Origin of the sequence: Bacillus sp. EB106-08-02-XG196, assembly GCF_013396335.1 — a bacterium.
In the GTDB taxonomy this organism is placed as follows: domain Bacteria; phylum Bacillota; class Bacilli; order Bacillales; family Cytobacillaceae; genus Neobacillus.
The window spans coordinates 251,108-268,333 of record NZ_JABWSY010000002.1 but is presented as its reverse complement, the minus strand read 5'-3'; the positions used below and the strand labels follow the sequence as shown (position 1 = coordinate 268,333).

Annotated in this window: 18 protein-coding genes; 17 read left to right on the top strand and 1 reads right to left on the bottom strand. The window is 37.0% G+C overall.

Translation table 11 applies throughout. From position 1 onward, the window contains the following. The first annotated feature begins 62 nt into the window (after positions 1-62). The 15 genes from MLOOGBEN_RS04895 (at position 63) to MLOOGBEN_RS04825 (ending at position 15,011) form a co-directional block, all read left to right on the top strand. Positions 63-1,280: an MFS transporter gene (locus tag MLOOGBEN_RS04895; RefSeq protein WP_179157140.1), complete on the top strand. Its 1,218-nt coding sequence runs from the start codon at positions 63-65 to the stop codon at positions 1,278-1,280. A 198-nt stretch (positions 1,281-1,478) separates the two neighbouring features. Continuing rightward, on the top strand, positions 1,479-3,581 hold the full coding sequence (locus tag MLOOGBEN_RS04890) for a peptidoglycan D,D-transpeptidase FtsI family protein (RefSeq protein WP_179157325.1): 2,103 nt from the start codon (positions 1,479-1,481) through the stop codon (positions 3,579-3,581). A gap of 229 nt (positions 3,582-3,810) precedes the next feature. Further along, a complete protein-coding gene (locus MLOOGBEN_RS04885; protein ID WP_179157139.1) occupies positions 3,811-4,779 on the top strand; it encodes a PstS family phosphate ABC transporter substrate-binding protein in 969 nt (322 codons plus the stop codon). 60 nt (positions 4,780-4,839) lie between these two features. Further along, positions 4,840-5,805, top strand: a complete 966-nt coding sequence (gene pstC, locus MLOOGBEN_RS04880) for a phosphate ABC transporter permease subunit PstC (protein WP_179157138.1) — start codon at positions 4,840-4,842, stop codon at positions 5,803-5,805. Then, the gene (gene pstA / locus MLOOGBEN_RS04875; RefSeq protein ID WP_179157137.1) at positions 5,805-6,683 is read left to right on the top strand and encodes a phosphate ABC transporter permease PstA; all 879 of its coding nucleotides are present in this window, start codon (positions 5,805-5,807) and stop codon (positions 6,681-6,683) included. Before pstC ends, pstA begins: the two co-directional genes overlap by 1 nt. A gap of 25 nt (positions 6,684-6,708) precedes the next feature. After that, positions 6,709-7,509, top strand: a complete 801-nt coding sequence (gene pstB / locus MLOOGBEN_RS04870; protein ID WP_179157136.1) for a phosphate ABC transporter ATP-binding protein PstB — start codon at positions 6,709-6,711, stop codon at positions 7,507-7,509. Between the two features lie 12 nt (positions 7,510-7,521). Beyond that, positions 7,522-8,181: a phosphate signaling complex protein PhoU gene (gene phoU, locus MLOOGBEN_RS04865; RefSeq protein ID WP_179157135.1), complete on the top strand. Its 660-nt coding sequence runs from the start codon at positions 7,522-7,524 to the stop codon at positions 8,179-8,181. A 211-nt stretch (positions 8,182-8,392) separates the two neighbouring features. Continuing rightward, positions 8,393-9,076: a DUF4912 domain-containing protein gene (locus MLOOGBEN_RS04860; protein ID WP_179157134.1), complete on the top strand. Its 684-nt coding sequence runs from the start codon at positions 8,393-8,395 to the stop codon at positions 9,074-9,076. After that, the gene (locus MLOOGBEN_RS04855) at positions 9,069-10,307 is read left to right on the top strand and encodes a glycosyltransferase family 4 protein (RefSeq protein ID WP_179157133.1); all 1,239 of its coding nucleotides are present in this window, start codon (positions 9,069-9,071) and stop codon (positions 10,305-10,307) included. Before MLOOGBEN_RS04860 ends, MLOOGBEN_RS04855 begins: the two co-directional genes overlap by 8 nt. A 110-nt stretch (positions 10,308-10,417) precedes the next feature. Continuing rightward, entirely contained in the window at positions 10,418-10,567 is a 150-nt protein-coding gene (gene rpmG, locus MLOOGBEN_RS04850; protein WP_015594975.1) for a 50S ribosomal protein L33, read from the top strand. Positions 10,568-10,625: 58 nt separating this feature from the next. Beyond that, positions 10,626-11,192 (top strand): 5-formyltetrahydrofolate cyclo-ligase, encoded by a 567-nt coding sequence (locus MLOOGBEN_RS04845; protein WP_179157132.1) that lies wholly within the window; start codon positions 10,626-10,628, stop codon positions 11,190-11,192. Then, positions 11,189-11,977: a DUF92 domain-containing protein gene (locus tag MLOOGBEN_RS04840; RefSeq protein WP_179157131.1), complete on the top strand. Its 789-nt coding sequence runs from the start codon at positions 11,189-11,191 to the stop codon at positions 11,975-11,977. Before MLOOGBEN_RS04845 ends, MLOOGBEN_RS04840 begins: the two co-directional genes overlap by 4 nt. Positions 11,978-12,080: 103 nt before the next feature. Continuing rightward, positions 12,081-13,028 (top strand): L-lactate dehydrogenase, encoded by a 948-nt coding sequence (locus MLOOGBEN_RS04835; protein WP_179157130.1) that lies wholly within the window; start codon positions 12,081-12,083, stop codon positions 13,026-13,028. Between the two features lie 55 nt (positions 13,029-13,083). Further along, on the top strand, positions 13,084-13,290 hold the full coding sequence (locus MLOOGBEN_RS04830; RefSeq protein WP_179157129.1) for a hypothetical protein: 207 nt from the start codon (positions 13,084-13,086) through the stop codon (positions 13,288-13,290). Between the two features lie 149 nt (positions 13,291-13,439). Further along, positions 13,440-15,011, top strand: coding sequence for a rhomboid family intramembrane serine protease (locus tag MLOOGBEN_RS04825; RefSeq protein WP_483296377.1), 1,572 nt, complete (start codon positions 13,440-13,442; stop codon positions 15,009-15,011). Here the strand turns inward: MLOOGBEN_RS04825 and MLOOGBEN_RS04820 are convergent. Continuing rightward, positions 14,974-15,807 carry a hypothetical protein gene (locus MLOOGBEN_RS04820; protein WP_179157127.1) on the bottom strand — a complete coding sequence of 278 codons (834 nt, stop codon included), beginning with the start codon at positions 15,805-15,807 and terminating at the stop codon, positions 14,974-14,976. The genes MLOOGBEN_RS04825 and MLOOGBEN_RS04820 overlap by 38 nt on opposite strands. A 187-nt stretch (positions 15,808-15,994) precedes the next feature. On the opposite strand from MLOOGBEN_RS04820, the gene MLOOGBEN_RS04815 reads away from it, so the two are divergent. Together MLOOGBEN_RS04815 and MLOOGBEN_RS04810 are read left to right on the top strand one after the other, a co-directional pair. After that, on the top strand, positions 15,995-16,204 hold the full coding sequence (locus MLOOGBEN_RS04815) for a YqgQ family protein (protein WP_095247089.1): 210 nt from the start codon (positions 15,995-15,997) through the stop codon (positions 16,202-16,204). Positions 16,205-16,213: 9 nt separating this feature from the next. Beyond that, complete coding sequence (locus MLOOGBEN_RS04810) at positions 16,214-17,188, top strand: ROK family glucokinase (protein WP_179157126.1); 975 nt, start codon at positions 16,214-16,216, stop codon at positions 17,186-17,188. Positions 17,189-17,226 lie beyond the last annotated feature (38 nt).

The following is a 17,226-nucleotide window of genomic DNA, read 5'->3' as shown; positions in this document are numbered from 1 at the left end:
TTTTTTCGTATAAAGGCCCTCTGCTTGTTAAAGACTAACCCTTATCACAAAGGGGAGTTTTTATGGCGAAAAAATTTAAGTTGTTAGGAGACGTACAATTAACGAAAGATTTAACCTTACTGTTATTCATCGGTGGGACTTATTCTTTAAGTGTTGCACTATCAAATACTTTTGTGAATATTTATTTATGGAAGCAAACAGGTGAATATTCTGACCTTGCACTTTATAATCTTTCGATTGTCATTTTACAGCCCTTAACCTTTATCTTAGCTGGCAGATGGGCAAAGAAAATTGATCGCGTTAAGGTGTTAAGAATTGGAGTTAGTTTTCTAGCGCTTTTCTACTTAATGGTATTAATTACTGGCAAAAATGCTTCAACTTATTTATTACTGTTGGGAAGTCTCCTTGGAATAGGATATGGGTTCTATTGGCTTGCTTACAATGTTTTAACCTTTGAAATAACCGAGCCTGAAACGAGAGATTTTTTTAATGGCTTTTTAGGAATCTTATCCTCTACTGGCGGGATGATCGGACCGATTGCCGCAGGATTTATTATTACACGATTTGAAAAATTCACAGGGTATACCATAGTATTTGGAATTTCCTTATCGTTATTTGCACTTGCTGTGTTCTTGAGCTTTTCGTTAAAGCCGCGGCCTGCGAACGGTAAGTATTGTTTTAAACGGATTCTGGAGGAAAGGAAGAAAAATGAAAATTGGCGTCTTATTACCAATGCGAATTTTTTTCAAGGACTTAGAGAAGGTACATTTTTATTTATTATCTCCGTATTCGTCTACATTTCCACAGGAAGTGAGCTGGCTCTCGGAACGTTTGGACTTATTAATTCCGGAATTTCTTTCGTAGCCTATTATGCTGCTTCCCGGTTAATTAAGAAAAACAAGCGGAAAAAGGCCATTCTTGTTGGCGGTATTATCCTTTATTTAGCTGTTTTGTTAATTGTCTGGGATATTAATTATGTAAAACTATTAATTTACGCCGCCATGATTGCGGTTGCTTATCCTCTCTTGCTTGTGCCTTATATGTCAACTACATATGATATTATTGGAAGTGCTTGGAAAGCTGCAGAAATGAGAATAGAGTATATTGTTGTTCGTGAGATTTTTATAAATTTGGGGAGAATTGTTTCGATTTTGTCTTTCCTAGCAGCAGTAACTTGGTTTGACGCCGAAAAAAGCATTCCAATCCTCCTTTTATTTATTGGGGCAGGACATTCATTGATATATTTGTTTGTAAGAAGAGTCCAAATGCCCACAGTGTAATGCGATGAGTAATTCATATTACTCATTGTATTTTTTTATTTATAAGTGTTTTCTAGCTGTTATCAATTGGTAAGTGTTTTTCGTAGTAAACAGGGTGACTTTCAGCTAAAATAAGGCTTATAATGTCGAGATGACAAGGAAGTGGAGAACTTGAATTTTAAAAAGAAGAAGAAGCAGCATGTTACTTTTCGCTTAAACATGCTTTTCTTTGTTGTATTTATGCTGTTTTCTGTACTAATTCTACGTTTGGGTTTAGTACAAATCGTTTACGGCGAGGATTTTAAACGTGAAATTGAGCGGACAGAAGATATAACCGTTAATAATCCAGTACCTCGGGGAAAAATGTTTGACCGTAATGGGAAAATTATTGTTGATAATACTCCGTTAAATGCCATTACTTACACAAAATTTCAGGATACTAGCCAAGAGGAAATGCTTGAAACTGCTGAACGTTTGGCACAGCTGATTGATAAAGATACATCTAAAGTTCGAGATCGTGATAAAAAGGATTTCTGGTTGTTAAAGAATCCTGAGAAAGGTAAGGAAAAAATTACAGAAAAAGAATGGGACTTATACGAACAAGACGAATTAGATGATAAAGAACTATATAACCTTCAGTTAAAAAGAATAACTGATGATGACCTTAAAAGTTTATCTCAACAAGACTTAGAGACCCTGGCCGTTTTCAGGGAATTTAACAGCGGGTATGCTCTAACCCAGCAAATCGTAAAGAACGAAAATGTCACACCTGAAGAATTTGCGGTTGTCAGTGAAAATTTAGAGGATCTGCCTGGTGTTGATACTACAACGGATTGGGAACGATATTATGCATTTGGGAACACATTAAAAACTGTACTCGGAAATGTAACATCCTCTGATGAAGGCTTACCTAAGGACAAACTAGAGGAATATCTTGCTCGGGATTATAGTCGAAATGATCGGGTCGGGAAAAGTTATATTGAGCTGCAATATGAAGATGTCTTACACGGTCAAAAAGGTAAAGTTAAAAATGTCACTGATAAAGGCGGTAAAATTCTGTCTACAGAAGTTGTTTCTGAAGGACAGCGCGGAAAAGATCTTGTTTTGACGATTGATATGAATCTTCAACTTGAAATAGAAAAAATTATTGAAGAGGAACTATGGAAAGCAAAGCAGAATTCTAAATCGGCACTATTAGACCGCGCCTTTGTTGTTCTTATGAATCCACATACTGGTGAAATATTAACAATGGCTGGAAAGCAAATTGCTAAGAATGATGAAACAAATAAACAAGAAATGCGTGACTTTGCTCTGGGAAATATAACGACCTCTTATGCAGTTGGGTCTGTTGTCAAAGGAGCGACGGTTTTAACGGGTTATAATACTGGTGCAATTAGCCCTGGTTCTACTCAGTATGATTCACCTTTATTAATAAAAAATACACCGCCTAAATCATCTTGGAAGAATTTTGGATCTATTAATGACCTTAGAGCGCTACAAGTGTCATCAAACGTATATATGTGGAAGACAGTGATTGAGATGGCAGGTGGAACCTATTCACCGAATAAGCCGCTGCCATTAGATTTAACTGCTTTTGACACGATGCGTCAATCTTTCAGCCAGTTTGGACTTGGTACAAAAACCGGAATTGACCTTCCAAATGAGAGTACTGGATATGTTGGACCTTTAAAGCAGCCTGGTTTATTACTTGACTTAGCAATTGGCCAGTATGATACCTATACAGTTATGCAATTAGCGCAATATGTTTCAACCATTGCTAACGGCGGGTACCGTGTCCAGCCTCATATTGTAAAGGAAATTCGTGAACCTGTGCTTGAGAACAACCAACTTGGTCCGATTGTTCAAGAAATTGAACCTACTATATTAAATCGGATTGATGGTAAGGATGAATGGATTGATCGGGTACAGGAAGGCTTTAGAATGGTTATGCAAGTAGGGGATGGTACCGGTGTTAGTACCTTTAAGGGTGTGGAGTACAATCCTGCAGGTAAAACTGGAACTGCCCAAGCTTTCTATGATGGTCCAGAGCGAAAGAAATTTGGGAAAATACCGCCTGAAGTGATGAATCTTAGTCTTATAAGCTATGCACCATCTGCTAATCCAGAGGTCGCCATGGCTGTTTTAGTTCCTTGGGCATATCAGGGGAACAGTGGTCCAGCTACAGCTAATATAATTGGTAAAAGGGTATTGGATACCTATTTTAATTTAAAGAAGCAGACTCCTATGGGTGAAAACCAAGCCGCTGCAGAGAATGCTGAAGATACAAATGAAACAACAGATGCTCAACAAAACAACCAATAGTTTTTCACCAAAACCTGTCTCCATAACTGAGACAGGCTTTTTTATAGTTTTTTTTAAAAAGGAACATAATATAAGAGTACTTTTTTATTTACGATTTACAAAAGTCATACACACATTTACAAAACCTTTACAATTCATTAAAACAAGCTTTACAGAGGAAGTTTATTATTAGTCTTGTAAGAAAACGAACAAGCTAAAACAAACCAATTTTCATAGGGGGAATTAAGTAATGAAAAGCTTTAAAAAATTAGCACTAACAGCAATGATGACTGGTGTGCTAGCGGTAACTGCAGCTTGTGGAGCACAAGGAACTGAAGGTAACAAGGAACAAGAACAAGCTGGCGAAGAAGTAAAGCAACTTCAAGGTGAAATTAAAATAGACGGTTCATCTACAGTTTTCCCGATTATGGAGGCAGTGGTTGAAGAGTATGGAATGATACAACCTAATGTAAAAGTACCTGTTGGATCATCTGGAACCGGAGGCGGTTTTGAAGCATTTATTGCAGGCGAAACTGAACTAAGCAATGCTTCTCGTCCAATTAAAGATGAAGAAAAAGCTGCACTTGAAGAAAAAGGTATTGATTATACAGAAGTGAAATTAGCATATGACGGACTTTCAGTCGTAGTAAATAAAGATAATGACTGGGTAGAAAGCTTAACAATCGAAGACTTACAGAAAATCTGGATTGAAGATGGAACGACTAAAAAATGGTCGGATATCAATCCTAATTGGCCAGCTGAAGAAATCAAATTATACTCTCCAGGAACAGATTCAGGAACTTTTGATTATTTCGATGAAGTAATTCTTGATGGGAAACCAATTGTTGAAAAAGCAACACTTTCTGAAGATGACAATACACTAGTTCAAGGTGTTCAAGGTGATAAGAATGCTATTGGTTACTTTGGTTATGCTTACTATGCAGAAAACAAAGATACTTTGAAAATTGTTCCAATTGATGGCGGAAATGGTCCTGTTGAACCAACCAATGAAACAATTGAATCAGGTGAATATGCGCCGCTTTCACGTCCATTGTTTACTTATGTGAAAAACTCTGCGATTAAAGAACAAGAAGAAGTGTATGATTTCATGAAGTTTCTTTTAGAGAATGCTGCAGTATTATCTGAAGATGTTGGATATGTACAATTACCTGAAGAAGAGTATACAAAGCAGTTAGAGACATTAGAAACTCTTAAGTAAGATCTAGAATAATTTTATAGGTGAGAAGCATAAAAATATGCTTCTCATCTTGTCATTGGAATGAAAGGGGTTTTCAATTTGACCACTCAAAACACAAATTCTTTCTCTGTTCAGAAAATGATTCAAGAGAAGAAAAAAAGGAAGAGTGCTGGAGGAATTACTGAAAAAATAATGCCATATATTTTATTCCTCACAGCGGCTGTCTCTGTTTTGACAACGATTGGTATTGTTCTTACGCTCATCTTTGAAACATTTCTATTTTTCGATGCAGTATCTATTAAAGAATTTTTTACAGCTAAAAAATGGTATCCTTTTTCCGAAACCAATGGATCCTTCGGTATTCTGCCATTAGTAATGGGAACTTTAAAGGTAACTGTTATTGCTGCTATTGTTGCTGTTCCAATCGGACTAGCTTCAGCCATTTATTTGAGTGAGTATGCATCAGATCAAACTCGCAGAATTATTAAACCGATATTAGAGGTTTTAGCTGGAATCCCAACGATTGTTTATGGATTTTTTGCACTAACCTTTGTTACTCCTATCTTACGTGAAATAATTCCATCCCTTGAAATTTTTAATGCTCTAAGCCCAGGTATCGTAATTGGAATCATGATAACACCAATGATAGCTTCTCTCTCAGAAGATGCGATGACTTCAGTTCCTAACGCAATGCGAGAAGGTGCACTTGCACTTGGGTCGACTAAATTTGAAGTAGCCATTAAGGTTGTACTGCCAGCTGCTATTTCAGGAATTATTGCATCTATTGTATTAGGGGTCTCACGAGCAATCGGTGAAACCATGATTGTAGCTGTGGCAGGTGGTTCAACACCGAATCTTGATTGGGATTTGACAGGCTCGATTCAAACGATGACTGCATATATTGTCCAAGTCAGCCAAGGGGATGCAGGTTATGGTACGACGATATACTATAGCATTTATGCAGTTGGTATGACATTATTTGTCTTTACATTGGTGATGAATTTATTAGCACAATATATCACCCGTCGTTTTAGGGAGGAGTATTAATGAAATTAATTAATCATGAATCCGTTGTTAAACGGATGACACTAAGATTATCTAAAAATTCATTTTCAAAATGGATATTTTTTGCTTTAACCATGTTTGTTTTATTAATATTAGGAGTATTATTATATCGGATATTCTCTCAAGGACTTGGCTATTTAGATTTTCAATTTCTGCAAAGTCTTCCTTCAAGGAAACCTGAAAATGCTGGTGTTTATGCTGCATTAATTGGAACCATATGGCTTATGGCTGTTGTTGCACCTGTATCTTTACTTCTAGGTGTGGGTACTGCCATCTATCTCGAGGAATATGCAAAAGACAATGCGATAACAAATTTTATTAAAGTGAATATCTCTAATCTTGCAGGTGTCCCGTCAATTGTTTTCGGATTACTCGGTTTAACAATATTCGTACGTGCATTAGCACTTGGGACAAGTGTTCTGGCCGCAGGACTTACCATGAGTCTCCTTGTTTTACCAGTCATAATTGTAGCTTCACAAGAAGCTATTCGCGCAGTTCCTAATCAATTAAGAGAGGCTTCATTTGGATTAGGGGCTACAAAATGGCAGACCATTGTTCGAATTGTACTTCCTGCTGCCATTCCAGGAATACTTACTGGCGGAATTTTGGCGCTTTCTCGTGCAATCGGTGAAACGGCGCCGCTTGTTGTCCTTGGGATGCCTTTATTCCTTGCATTTTTACCAAGAACAGTTCTTGATAGTATGACCGTATTACCTTTACAAATTTATAATTGGACAGGTCGTCCTCAAGTTGAGTTTCATGCTTTAGCTGCAGCAGGTATTATCGTTTTACTTGTGATGTTAATTATCATGAATTCAATTGCTGTGTTAATACGAAATAAATTCCAAAAAAGATATTAAGGCTAGGATAGGGAGGCAAACTACTATGGAAACAACATCAGCCACTGTAAAAATTATTAATCCACAAGAGAAACAAATTGTATATAAAACAAGCGACTTAGATTTATGGTATGGTGATAATCAAGCGCTAAAGAAAATAAACCTAGATATTATGGAAAATGAAGTCACGGCTATTATCGGACCTTCAGGTTGTGGTAAATCAACGTATATTAAGACATTGAATCGTATGATTGAACTAGTTCCTGGCGTTAGAACCTCTGGTGAAATTCTCTATCGAGGAAAAAATATCCTCGATAAATCTTACCAAGTAGAAGAATTAAGAACGAAGGTCGGCATGGTGTTCCAAAAGCCAAATCCATTTCCAAAATCAATTTATGAAAATGTGGCTTATGGACCAAAAATACATGGTATCCGTGATAAAAAAATCTTAGATCAGATTGTTGAAAAAAGTTTACGAGGGGCGGCGATTTGGGATGAAGTAAAGGACCGTCTCAATCAGAATGCTTACGGGTTATCCGGGGGACAGCAGCAGCGTCTTTGTATTGCCCGCTGTCTTGCAATTGAACCGGATGTTATCTTAATGGATGAGCCAACTTCTGCCCTAGATCCAATTTCAACATTAAAAGTAGAAGAACTTGTACAGGAATTGAAGAAGGAATTTAGTATTATTATCGTTACTCATAACATGCAGCAGGCTGCACGTATATCTAAGAAAACTGCTTTCTTTTTAAGTGGAGAAGTTGTAGAATTTTCAGAAACAAATAAAATTTTCTCTACTCCAGAAGATAAGAGAACCGAGGACTATATTACAGGAAGATTTGGATGATGAGGTGAAAAGATGAGTACTAGATCAAAATTTGATAGTAAATTAACGGATTTAAAAGAAAAGCTCCTAGAAATGGAAAGTTTAGCGGAGACAGCCGTTCGTGATTCGCTAAGTGCGCTTATTAATCACGATATTGAAAAAGCCAATCGGGTCATCGATGGTGATGATAAAATAGACGCCTTGGAACATGATATTCATGATAAAGCGTTGCTTTTGATTGCAAGAGAATCGCCTGTAGCAAAAGATTTAAGAACTCTCAATGTCGCGCTAAAGGTTTCATCTGAAGTAGAACGAATGGCTGATATGGCAGTTAATATTGCAAAAGCTACCATTCATATCGGTAATGAAAAGCATTTTAAAGAAATTTTGGATATTCCGAAAATGATGGATATGGCCCTTGAAATGGTATCGATGTCCGTGAAAGCTTATGTTGACGAAGATGTGATGCTAGCACAAAAATGTGCTGAAAAAGATGATGAAGTAGATAAAATGTTCGGTAAACTTGTTCATGAACTAATCAGCATGGTACCTGACAATCCGAATGCTACCAACCAGATTATTCAACTATCTTTTGTTTGCCGATTTATCGAAAGAATTGCTGACCATTCAACGAATATTGCTGAGAATGTCATTTACCTAGTAACAGGTAAAAAATTCAATCTAAATGAGTAAAAAATAAATAGTTCACCTAAAAGATGAGACCTATCAATGATGGCTCATCTTTTTTTATGCTGAGAAAATTGTCTTATTATGTACAAGCAAAATACGACAAAATACGTTCATTGTACAGTTTGTTTACTGATGTTACCATTAATAGTATCTATGATAGAATATTTTGATTACTTTTGCATATAGTATTTGTTTGCAGAAATGGAGGAGAACAATGATTGAAGAAATTATTAAACTAAGAGAGGATGGTTTATCGTTCCGAAAAATCGCCTCACATTTGAATACCACCGTTGGGAAAGTTCAATATCGATGGAATAAATATACCAATACTCAGGAAAATCACATAGAAGCTGGTTCTGTTGAAGAGAAGACCCAAAAGGAATACAGTGAGATAAATCCTCTAACGATTGATTATACTCCTATTAAAGGGGAGCTACAGGCTAAACTGGTTACCCCTCGAAAGGTAATACTTTATTGGGAGGCATCAAATATTCCCGGCAAGGTCATCACTTCATTTTACGAGAGGCCTTTTGAGGATCTAGTTCATATCGTTAGAATTTATGATGTTACGGATATTATTTTCACAGGAAATAATGCTCATCATTACTATGATATTACTGTTCCTTATAAAAAGGGCTATTGGTTTATTAAAGGATTGACAGCAAATCGGAGTTATATTGCTGAACTTGGTGTGAAATTAAATGAAAATGAGTTTTTCCCGTTACTCCGCTCAAATTCAGTTCAAACTCCGGCTATTGGCAATTTAAATGGCAGTGAAATTTATACTAACTTAGTGAACTTTCAACAGATTGATGATTACTCACCAAAATGGATTGATCATGTAAGTACCTACAGTTATTATGGAGAAACCAAAAATACGGAGCAGAAGAATGGATGATTATATAAATACTGCACTGACCCAAAAGCATTCCTACGACTGGCAATTAAAAATTCTGATGTTAACCTGGGAGTACCCTCCTCATGTTGTTGGCGGGCTCTCGAGGCATGTCTATGGTCTTTCTGCCCAATTAGCCCAACTAGGTCACGAGGTACATGTGATTACCGCTGGGAATGGCGGTCTCACGTCAAATGAGAAAGTAAATGGAGTTCATGTCCATCGTATCATACCACTTAACAATCAGGATGATAATTTTCTCTCTTGGATTGCAGGTCTAAATTTAGCTATGAGCTATAAAGGGGTAAAAATTGCAGAAGATATCAAGTTTGATATCGTCCATGCTCATGATTGGCTCGTAGGAACTTCTGCAGTTACGTTAAAAGAAGAAATGTCCATTCCATTATTAACAACTATTCATGCTACCGAACATGGCAGGAATATTGGAATTCACACAGATATGCAGCAGTTTATCCATAATAAAGAAAAAAAGTTAATTATGGAGTCCGATCAAATAATTGTTTGCAGTACCTATATGAGAGAAGAATTATTAACAAACTTCCGACTCGCTGAGAAAAAACTGGAAATAGTTCCTAACGGAATTGAACCAAGTACTGTAGAGGTAAACTCAAACGAAATTTATCCTTTCATTAAGCATAGAAAGTATGTCTTCTCTGTAGGAAGAATGGTTAAGGAAAAAGGATTTGAAACGATTATTGAGGCGGCACAACTGGCAAAGGAAAACCAAAGGGATATTTATTTTGTAATTGCTGGCAAAGGACCAATGCTCGAAAGATACCGTAAAATGGTTTCGGAAAGACAATTAGATTATTTCATTGCTTTTATTGGTTATGTGTCGGACGAGCAAAGGAATGCACTGTTAGTAAATAGTGAAATCGCTGTTTTCCCGAGTCTTTACGAACCCTTTGGAATCGTGGCTCTAGAAGCAATGATTTTGGGTAAACCAACGATTGTTTCAGACACAGGCGGGTTAAAAGGAATTATTATGGATAAGCAAACAGGCCTGCTAATGAATCCTGGTGATGCCGAAAGTCTCCTATCTAATATTGACTTCTTATCACAAAATCTTGATAAGGCAAAGGAAATAGGCGAAACAGGCAGGCGGGTTGTTAAAAGCCTATATGGATGGAAACGAGTTGCTTCACAAACAGTTAAAGTTATGGAAGAAACGATGTTAAATAAACGGGTAAATGTCAATGATAATCCTAGATAATGAGGGTTACTTTATACTTTTAAAAAACACACTAGCATTTCCTTTTGAAAAATGATATTATAGAAAAGTCGTATGAACGAACTAGCTTAATCGTTTGGAGGGAAATTAACATGCGTGTAAATATTACGTTAGCTTGCACTGAGTGTGGAGATCGTAACTATATTTCAACAAAAAATAAACGTAACAACCCTGATCGTCTTGAGCTTAAGAAATATTGCCCAAGAGAAAAGCGTACAACAGCACATCGCGAAACAAAATAAGCAGTAGGGCTTCCTGCTGCTTTTTTTGTTGCAAAAAAATAAGGAGAAAACGATTTATATGAATGAAAAAAATATCATACGCAAAGAAATGCAAGAGAGACTTTCTAAACTTACTAAACCTAATTATGAAGATTACTCCTATAAAATAGCTAGGAACCTATATAATGAAGATGACTGGAAACAAGCTAAAGTAATTGGGATTACCATCTCGAAGGAGCCAGAAGTCGATACATATCAAATTATTAGAAGAGCGTGGGAATCAGGAAAAGTGGTTGTCGCTCCGAAGTGTCACCCAAAGGAAAAGGTTTTATCCTTTCATAAAATAACCCAATTTTCGCAGCTTGAATCTGTTTTTTATGGTTTACTTGAACCCATAAAAGAGCAGACGATAGAGGTAAAGGCTGATGATATCAATCTGCTAATTGTGCCTGGTTTGGTTTATACAAGAGAAGGATACCGGTTGGGCTTTGGCGGTGGATACTACGATCGCTATCTACCCAATTTTAAGGGGAAAACAATCTCTCTTGCCTTTCACTTTCAGCTTAATCCACAATTTCCTATTGAAAAACATGATATTCCAGTCTCGAAACTTATCACTAATGATGAGGTAATAACTATAAAATGATCCAAAATCTAATCATTATCTCAATTATTATATTAGGTGGTTTTGCTGGTTATCGGGAACGATCCTTAAGTAGTGATGGGGCTATTGCAGCAGTAGCAGTAGGAGTCGCAGTCAATTTCGGGTTCGGTTTAAAGGGGCTTTTCCTTCTTGGATTATTTTTTGCAACATCCAGCTTTTGGTCGAAATATAAAAGCTCAGCAAAAAAAGAAATTGAAGAAAAATTAGCAAAGGGAGCTACCAGGGATTGGCGTCAGGTTTTAGCGAATGGTGGTTCTGCTGCATTGTTAAGCATCATTTATTTTATTCAACAGGACATGATTTGGCTGATTGGTTTTATTGTCTGCCTTGCTAGTTCTAACTCGGATACGTGGGCGTCAGAAATTGGCACGTTAAGTAAAAGAAAACCTGTATACATACGGACTTTTAAACCAATAGAAAAAGGAACCTCTGGAGCAATCAGTTTATTGGGTACTGCAGCTGCACTATTTGGATCTATGTTAATAGCTTTTGCAGGTGCTTGGCTATTTCATTTGGGTATATCACACATTTTTATCATTTTCCTGTTCGGTTTTTTGGGTAATATCATTGATACTTTATTTGGGGCCTATTATCAGCAGGTCTATATTTGTAATGAATGTGGGATTGAAACGGAGAAAAAGGTCCATTGCCAAACAGTTGCTAGAAGAATAAAAGGGTATCATTTAGTGGATAATGATATGGTGAATTTCTTATCTGGATTTATAGCTGCACTATTAGCAATGATCTTCATTTATTTTATTACATAATAGATACAAAGCTGGTTTGATACTGAAAAAAGTTGTGCATTATTGTACAATTTAAGTCTAGGTAAAATAATATACCCGCTATTCCCTAAGAGGAGGAAAAACCATGGTAAAAGTGAATAGAGTTGTCCTTGTTGGAACAGGTTTTGTTGGATCCAGCTATGCCTTTGCTTTATTAAATCAAGGAATAACAGAAGAACTAGTATTAGTTGATTTAAACGAAGCAAAAGCTGAAGGAGATGCGATGGATTTAAATCATGGTCTGCCATTTGCTCCTTCACGCACCAAAATTTGGTACGGAACCTATGCGGATTGCGATCAAGCAGACCTAGTTGTGATCACAGCTGGTGCTAACCAAAAACCAGGTGAAACACGCTTAGACCTTGTGGAGAAGAACACTAACATTTTTAAAGGTATAGTTGAACAAATAATGGCTAGTGGTTTTGATGGTATTTTCTTAGTTGCAACGAACCCAGTTGATATATTAACCTATGCTGTCTGGAAATTTTCTGGTCTTCCAAAGGAACGTGTAATCGGTTCGGGAACTATCTTAGATACAGCAAGATTCCGCTTTTTATTGGGTCAGTATTATGATGTTGATACACGTAACGTTCACGCCTACATCATTGGCGAGCATGGAGACACTGAACTTCCCGTATGGAGCCATGCCGATATTGCTGGGATGAAGATTTCCGAATGGACAAGTAAACATGAAACGAACCAAGAGGACCTAGATAATATATTTATTAATGTTCGCGATGCTGCTTATCATATTATTGAGCGAAAAGGTGCCACCTATTATGGGATTGCAATGGGGCTTGTTCGCCTGACAAAAGCGATATTACGAGACGAGAATTCAGTATTAACTGTCTCAGCCTATTTAGATGGAGAATATGGTCATAAAGACGTCTATATTGGTGTACCTGCAGTAGTAAATCGCAGTGGAATTAGAGAAGTTGTAGAGCTTGACCTGAATAAAAAAGAAAAAGAAAAATTCACAAACTCTGTAAACGTTCTAAAACAAACAATGGACCCTGTGTTAAGTAAGTACTGATAAAAAGTGGATAAAAACAAACTCCTATTCACATAATATCGGTAGGAGGGATGATATGTCTCGTATGCTGACATCCATATTTATGATTGGATCCATTGGCTATTTTGCATTCCGCTTCAGATATCGGATTATTAACCTTTTACTTAGATCGGGCTGGATGCGTCGAATCGCTGTAGGCTCGTTCATGAGCTTCCCAGGTGTTAAAAGTAAAATGATGCAGACTGTATTTGGGGGAGCAGGTCAAAGACCATCTGAATGGTGAAAGCCACAGATGGTCTTTTTTTGTTTTAAAAAATGCCCATCTTATCCTCTTGTTTAGTCATTCTAAGGCTCGTTTATCGTTTATAATGTAATAAACAGGTGCAAGATGGATAAAAAATAATTATGACAAGGATGTCCTAATAGAAAGTAGTGGGAGTATTGAATTATAGAGAGGATTATGTCTTTTGGAGATTGGCACATTTCTTTATTTCGGAGCAGGGCTACCGAATTATTCAATTATTTGAGAATCAGAAAGAATTATGGCTGGAAAAACTCGAAATAAAAAAGGCGCCAATACTTCGATTGGTACGGATTGATTTAGACTGGAGCAGCTCATTGCAAAGAGATATAGATTTTACAGCCTCAAATGCGGAACAGATACGGAAACAAATTGGGCGTGGGGAGCTTTCGGTTGTGAATATCTATATTAGTCAATTTCCTCCGGTTGATGACTATGAGCATCGTCTGCAAAGTCCATTTATCTATCCACAGGGAAATAAAACAAGTGTAAATTCTGTATTAATAGCGGGCAGTCATTACGAATCAGGATTTAAAGTATTATCAGAAAGACTGGAAAGAGAAGTCTCCTTCCCGATACACGATGAGTATTCAGACCAAGACGTTATGGCTCAAAAGAAAGCAGCATTGGATTCTGAACTCCAAAGGTCTAAAAAAGAAAAAGAAATATTTTCGAATGGTAAGCCATTTTTTACATACCTTTTTATGATTATCCAGGTTGTACTTTTCTTACTGTTAGAGCTTCAAGGGGGAAGCACGAATACCTCTACTCTGATTAAATTTGGTGCCAAATTTAATCCTTATATCTACGAGGGAGAATGGTGGAGATTCATAACGCCGATCTTCCTTCACATCGGCTTTTTACATTTAGCAATGAATACCTTGGCTTTATACTTTTTAGGCCCGGCTGTCGAAAAAATATTTGGTAATACCCGATTTTTATTGATCTATCTTTTTGCGGGGATATCAGGGGTTATAGCCAGTTTTATCTTTAGCCCGAATATTTCAGCTGGTGCAAGTGGTGCAATCTTTGGCTGTTTTGGGGCATTGCTTTATTTTGCCCTCATTTATCCAAAGCTTTTTTTCCGGACAATGGGTCCTAGTGTCATTACAGTATTGGCCTTTAATTTAATTTTTGGATTTACCGTTTCCATCGTAGATAATGCTGGTCATTTAGGAGGTTTGGCTGGAGGTTTCCTTGCTGCAGGAATCCTTCATTTCCCTAAGAAGAAAAAGCCATTCTTACAGACGCTATTTTTGTTACTATCTGCCTCCATTATATATGGCTCCCTAGTATATGGTTTTCAACAATCTGCTACAAGCGGGAATGAGAGCTCTACTATGATGTTAGCGCAAGAATATATTAAACAAGAGAACTACGAACAAGCATATGACGTATTAACGAAATATGTGGAGGACGCTCGAAAACCATCTCTAGAAGTATATTTTGCATTATCTTTTGTAGAAATTAAGATGAACAAACTCGATGATGCTAAATCTCATCTGCTCAAAGTGATACAATTAGACCCTGATTTACCCGAAGCCTACTATAACTTAGCCTTACTCCATTTAGAGGAAAATGACCTAAATGAGGCGAAAAAAAATGCTGAAAAGGCGGCAGAATTAAAACCAAGCCAACAGGAATATTCTGACTTGGTTCAGGAACTTAATCGTTTACTGCCATCATCTGACGAAGGAGAATAGGGTCACCTAAAGCGGACTCTGTTAATACTAATAAATGTGTTTTGTCGGTTGCAATTAAAATAAGTGGAAGGGTACTGCCTTTGGGATTTTCAATGGCACCCTCTGCTTTTTTTATTCCAAGGATATAATTTTTATACAAGCCCTCCCAAAGGTTTCCTACAATTGCGGCGGTTTCTGATTTTGTAAAACCCGGTAATGTATCCTTGGCCATTTCATTAAATTCGCTGAGGGGAAAAGCTTGATAGTTGCTCAAATTAATAGAAAAATGACGCAAACCTTTGTTCCAGCTGAGCTGCAGCATTCTTTCTACCTTTTGTTCCAACTGTTTCTTCGCATTTGACTCATTAGCAATAGCTGTTAAGAAGAAAGTTTGATCCGAGGACATTGCTTGGGAACTGAAAATTTGATTTTCATTTTCATGGAGCTCTGCATGGTGAAAGGTAATGGCTTGTAAAAGAACATTTTTATCCATGGTTATTCTTTTTTCTTGCTCAATTAATGCAGTATTCTGCTTCCAGTTCCAAAGTTCATCGATAAGACGTCCGTTGGCATATAGCAATGCAGCATCCTGCCTTAAGTATGCTTTCCGATCCAAAGTGGAATGTTCTTTCCATAAAATTGTATTTGTTGGTTTATTCATCAATGTAAGCGTGGTTTGTGCTGTTTTAAAGCTTACCTTTGGATCAATCGGGAAGTAGGTGATACTCTCCTGTACTTTCGGATTTTTATAATGATGTATCGTAAAAGCTAGAATAACAATGATAAATACGCCTAGCACTAAATAGGCTTTTTTCATCTAATCCCATCCTTCCTTTTTCCTATTGAGAGATTAATAGCAGGTATATTTATGTTATATGGGAACAATTGGCTGGACATGCCATATTCTTGTTTCATTTCTTAGCAAGAACAGCTTGAGCGTGGTAGGGGCTTAAGGTATACTTTACATGTAATGTTTCTCATTCCTTATGTAAGAGGGCTAAATAATGAAGTCAATCTATGATATTCAACAATTTTTAAAACAATATGGAACAATTATTTATATTGGTGATCGTATCGCTGACCTTGAATTAATGGAGTCAGAATTAAAAGATTTGTATCAAGCTCAGTTAATTGAACCGAAAGAATACTCAACAGCACTGTTAATTTTAAGACATGAAATTAGATTTTTAAAAGAAAAAGAAGAAAAAAGATAGGTGATTATGGTGTCGGAACAATGGATTGTTGGTGTTGACCTGGGTGGAACTACTACAAAAATAGCTTTTATTAACTTGAATGGAGAAATCCTTCAAAAGTGGGAAATTCCAACTGATAACGCAAATGAAGGTCAAAATATTACTAGGAATATTGCAAATGCAATCAATCAAAAATTAGCAGACCTAAATGAACAAAAGTCCAAATTAATTGGAATTGGTATGGGTGCACCTGGACCTATAGATTATGAAACTGGTGTTGTTCTGAATGTTGTTAATCTAGGTTGGAAGGATAACTTTCCTTTACAAGAAAGCTTGCATTCACTAACAGATTTGCCAGTGGTTATTGAAAATGATGCTAATTGTGCAGCATTAGGGGAAATGTGGAATGGTGCGGGTAAGGGTGCCCGAGATCTAGTGTGTGTAACACTCGGAACGGGTGTAGGCGGCGGCGTAATTGCTAACGGAGATATCGTACGAGGTATTAACGGTGCGGCTGGAGAGATTGGTCATATTACGTCTATCCCTTTTGGAGGAGCGTCTTGTAACTGTGGAAAGTCTGGCTGTCTTGAAACAATTGCTTCCGCAACGGGGATTGTTCGTTTGGCAAAGAATGAACTATCAAAAGATGATGCAAAGGGGCCGCTAGCCGTAATACTTTCTGAAAATGGGGACGTTACAGCAAAGGATGTCTTTGATAGCGCTCGAAATGGTGATGAACTGGCTAAAAAAATTGTCGATGAAGTTGCCTTCCATTTAGGATATGCTCTTGCGAATATTGCTAATACACTGAATCCGGAAACGATTGTACTTGGCGGCGGGGTATCTCGTGCAGGTGGTCTTTTATTAGACGCAGTAAAAGTAAACTTCTCTATGTTTGCTTTCTCAGCAGTTAGAGATTCTACAGCTCTTTCACTGGCAACATTAGGTAATGATGCAGGAGCAATTGGTGCAGCTTGGCTTATAAAAAATAAACTAAATTTATAAAGAGCAAATTAAACCTGCAATAACATGCAGGTTTTTAT